Raw genomic sequence first — 995 nt, forward strand, 5'->3', positions numbered from 1 at the left:
AGGGCCGCGGCCAGCCGCCGGTCGGCGCCGTCGAGCTCGTGGGCGTGCCGCAGGGCGGCGCGGGCGAGGGTGCGGGCCTGGGACAGGGCGGCCTCGGCCGCGCGGACGGAGACCGCGGCCCGGTCGCGGTCGTCCTCGGCCAGTGCGGTGTGCGCGTCCTCCAGGGCGGCGCCCGCGAACGCGAGCCGGTCGCGGGCCTCGGCCGGATACCGCCAGGCGGGGGACAGCGCGTCCTCGGAGCACCGGCGGCGGAGGGCGAACAGCGCGTTCTCGGCGGTGTCGACGTGCGGCTCCAGGGCCCGGGCGGCCTCCTCCGCGCGGTCGAGGACGACGGCCGCGTTGGCCTTCAGCCCGCGCAACCGGTCGAAGGCGGCCGCCTCGGCGTCCAGCCGCCGGTTGGCGCTGGTGCAGCGGGAGCAGATCTCGTCGAGGGCGTGCCGGCGGAAGTCGTCGTCGTGGACGGGCGCGTCGTCGAGCCGCTGCCGCAGCCGGAACGCGGCGGTGAGCTCGCCCCGCGCGTACCCGACGGCCTCGGCGAACGGCAGCGTCGCCGCCTCGCCGAGCTGGGCGACGGCGAAGGACAGCTCCTCCGCGCTGGTGCGGACGGCGTCGTCGGTGGCGACGAGGTTGAGCGACGCCTCCGTCTCCAGGTCGGGCAGCGACGTGAGCGGCTGGGCCATCCGGGCGAGGCCCGGCTCGGTGGAGGCGGAGACGGTGACGGGGGCCGCGGAGGTACGGAACGGGACGACGGTGACCCGCCGGCGGTCCCGGCGGTGCCGGTGCCGGCGCAGCAGCAGCCCGGCCAGGCAGAGCAGCGCCCCGCCCGCCACGGGTGCCCAGAACCGCCGGTCGCCCGGGAGCAGCCCGTCGCCGCCCGGGTCGGTGCGGCCGGGGACGATGACGGGCGGCCGGACGGCCTGGCCGGCGAGGACGGAGCGGTAGCCGTCGGCGGCGCCGATCGCGGCCCCGGCCCAGTCGTGCTCCTTCAGGGCGGG

The 995-nt window shown here is 79.2% G+C and carries 1 protein-coding gene; it reads right to left on the reverse strand.

Annotation, left to right across the window (positions count from 1 at the left end):
- Positions 1-995: tropomyosin (locus tag JNW98_RS31625; RefSeq protein WP_223771742.1), on the reverse strand; the 995-nt coding region annotated here is incomplete at both ends.

It is taken from the genome of Streptomyces huiliensis, from assembly GCF_020037025.1.
Lineage (GTDB): Bacteria > Actinomycetota > Actinomycetes > Streptomycetales > Streptomycetaceae > Streptomyces > Streptomyces huiliensis.